General features: G+C 55.2%; 2 protein-coding genes. Both read left to right on the top strand.

Translation table 11 applies throughout. The annotated features are described in order from the left end of the window. The coding region (locus PHF27_RS13910; RefSeq protein ID WP_300071348.1) for an efflux RND transporter periplasmic adaptor subunit at nucleotides 1-1,004 on the top strand (1,004 nt) is incomplete at its 5' end. After that, nucleotides 1,005-3,478: efflux RND transporter permease subunit (locus PHF27_RS13915; RefSeq protein ID WP_300071351.1), on the top strand; the 2,474-nt coding region annotated here is incomplete at its 3' end.

The raw sequence follows: 3,478 nt of genomic DNA on the forward strand, positions 1-3,478 counted from the left end.
AAGAAGTAATGGAAAATAAAGTGGCTGTCAAAGTGGAAAGCGTTGGCGCGAACAATCAATTGGCCAGCGGTCTCTATGCCGGCGAAGTGAAGGGGCGCAAGGAAAGCCAGCTTTCTTTCCGGGTAGCCGGTAAAATTCAAGAGCGCTTAGTGGACGCTGGGGCTAGAGTGGCCCCAGGGGATCCTTTATTTCGTTTGGAACCCAGCGATTTGACGCTGTCGTTAGAACGAGCGGCTTCGGGCGTGGCTGGCGCTGAGGCGGATTTGAAGCTGGCGCAGCGGAATCTGGAGCGTTCCCGCGAGCTTTATGAGCAGCAAGCGATCAGCCGCCAAGCCTATGATACGCAGGTAGCGCAATATGAGGCGGCGGAAGCCAAAGCCAGGTCGGCGACAGCCACGTACGGCGAGGGAGGCAATCAGCTTTCTTACAGTGTGCTCACGGCGGATCGCGCCGGGGTCGTGTCCGCCATCAGCGGCGAAGTTGGCCAGGTGGTGTCCGCAGGGCAGCCTGTATTGACGCTGGTAGGCGACGGAGAAAAGGAAGTAGAGTTTGCGGTGCCGGAAAACCGGGTGCAGGAGCTTTTTCCAGGGAAGCCGGTGCAGGTGTCTTTTTGGGCGCTGCCGGGCATGGTGGTTTCCGGCAATATTCGGGAAGTGACGCCGCAGGCGGATCCCGTAACTCGTACATATAAGGTTCGCGTGTCCTTGGTACAACCCCCTGAGCAAGTGTATTTAGGCATGAGCGCCAGCGTGGCCGTAGAAGCCGGCGCGGTGCTGGCGCTGCGCATTCCGCTGGCTGCGGTATATCAGAGCGCGGGGCAAAGCGGCGTTTGGGTGGTACAGGATGAAAAAGTGCATTTTCGCTCGGTGCGCTTGGGTGAGTACGGCAAGAATGACGTAGTGGTGTTGGAAGGGCTTGCTGCGCAGGAAACAATTGTTGTTGCTGGCGTACAGAAATTGTCGGAAGGCCAGGGCGTCCGCATTTGGGAAGGGGGCGGACGTTGAGTGCAGCATTTTAATCTGAGCGAATGGGCCCTCAAACATAGGCAGCTCATGTATTTTTTCATGGCTCTTTGCTTTGTGGCGGGGATTCTTTCTTATTTGCGTTTGGGAAGGGCGGAAGATCCCTCGTACACGGTGCGCGAGATGGTTGTATCAGTAGCTTGGCCGGGGGCGACAGCCAAGCAGATGGAAGAACAGGTTGTTGATAAAATTGAGAAGAAGCTGCAGGAGACTCCAGGCCTGGACAGTATCCGCAGCAAATCGCAGCCAGGGGTGGCTACGATCTATGTGAAGGTGGATGACTATGTTGCGATTAATCAGATTAAGCCGACGTGGCTGAAGGTGCGCAATATGGTAGGCGATATTCGTTCGACTCTGCCTGTGGATATTCAAGGCCCCTTCTTTAATGATACCTTTGGGGATACCTTTGGCTCTATTTATGTACTGACGTCAGATGAGTTTTCTATGGCGGAGCTGAAAGACGAGGCCGATCGCCTGCGTCTGCAGCTGCTCACGATTCCGGATGTGAGCAAGGTGGATATTGTTGGCGAGCAGCAGGAAAAAATTTATATTGAGATTGAGAATAGCAAACTGGCTGCGCTGCAGTTGGATCCAGCGCTCATTGTGCAGACTTTGAGCCGGCAGAATGCGATGATGCCGGCGGGGCGCATGGAGACGGACAGCGATAATGTATATCTGCGCGTCAGCGGCATGTTCCAGAGCGTGGAGCAGATTCAGAGCCTGGGTATCCGGGCCAACGGACGGACTTTTCGCCTGGGGGACATTGCCAGAGTGCATCGGGGCTATTCCGAACCGCCGGATGCGAAAATGTATTTTAACGGTAAGCCGGCTGTCGGTTTGGCGGTGTCCATGCGCGACGGCGGGAATATCCTTTCTTTGGGAGAAAACCTGAACAAGGAACTCTTGCGTATACGCGCGGAAATGCCGGCGGGCATGGAAATTTCTTCGGTGGCGGACCAGCCGCAGGTAGTTAAAGAGTCCATTAGCGAATTTATGAAGACTCTTTTAGAAGCGGTAGTCATTGTTTTGGTGGTCAGCTTCTTCAGTTTGGGCCGCCGGGCGGGCCTGGTGGTGGTCTTTAGCATTCCCCTGGTGTTATGCTGTGTGTTTATTGCCATGAAGGGCACAGGCATTGATTTGCACAAAACGTCCTTGGGGGCGTTGATCATCGCATTGGGTTTATTGGTGGACGATGCCATCATTGCGATTGAAATGATGCAGTTAAAGTTAGAACAAGGCTTTGACAAGGAACGGGCCGCTAGTTACGCCTATACGGTCACGGCGGTTCCCATGCTGACGGGGACGCTGATTACGGCTGCTGGGTTTATGCCTGTAGGCTTTTCGGCCGGGAGCACCTCGGAATACACAGGCGCTATTTTTTGGGTGGTGGCGATGGCGCTGGTTGTGTCCTGGATTGTGGCGGTAACCGTCATTCCTCTTTTAGGGCATCGCATTTTAAAAGTGACGCCTCATGCCGGAGCGGCCGAGGCGGGGGAACATGAAGTGCCGGATACTCGTTTTAATCGGGCTTTTCGGCGTATCCTGGAATTTTGTCTGCGCCGGCGTTGGCTGGTCATTGGCACGACCTTGGCGGCCTTTGTCGCCTGCATTGCGATGAACAGCTTGGTGAAAGAAGAATTTTTTCCGCAATCGGTGCGCCCGGAGCTGATTGTGGAACTGACGCTGCCTGAAGGGGCGTCGTTGGCACAGACTGATGAGACCTTGCAAAAGTTTCAGGCGCTTCTAGACGGGGACGAGCGGATTGTGAATATTGCCGGCTATCTGAAAAAGCCGACGCCTCGTTTTGTATTGGTAGTTGATGCGCCACCGGGAGGCGATAATTTTGCCCAGGCTATTATTCTCACCACTGGCGCGGAGGCTCGTATTTCCTTGGAACAGCATATTCGGGAGGTTGTTGCGCCGCAATTGCCGCAAGCCTTGGTTCATAGCCGGGTGCTTTCTACCGGTCCGCCCGCATCGTATCCGGTGATGCTGCGCGTATCCGGCGAGAAAGTAGGCAAGGTGCGTGAAATAGCTGCGCAAGTGGCTGCGGAACTACGCGGCTATCCAGGTGTCACAACGGTAGCCTATGACTGGTTTGAACAAGGGAAATCTGTGCAGATTGCAGTGGACCAGGACAAGGCGCGCGTGCTGGGAGCGGACAGTCAGGCGCTGGCGGCCAGCTTGCAGACGGCGCTGTCCGGCTACAGCATAACGGATTATCGGGAACGCGACAAAACGATTCCCTTGATGCTGCGTAATGAAGGAATCGACAAAAACGATCTGGCGGCGCTCAAAGCGTTGCAGATTCACATTGGCCAAGGACGCTATGTGCCGCTAGAGCAGATCGCCCGTATTTCCTACGGGGCGGAAGACGCCTCGATTTGGCGGCGCACGCTGCGGCCGACCATTACCGTTCAAGCGGAGGTGGCCAAAGGCGTAACAGGCAATGATGT

Source organism: Anaeromusa sp. (assembly GCF_028691475.1).
Taxonomy (GTDB): Bacteria; Bacillota; Negativicutes; order Anaeromusales; family Anaeromusaceae; genus Anaeromusa.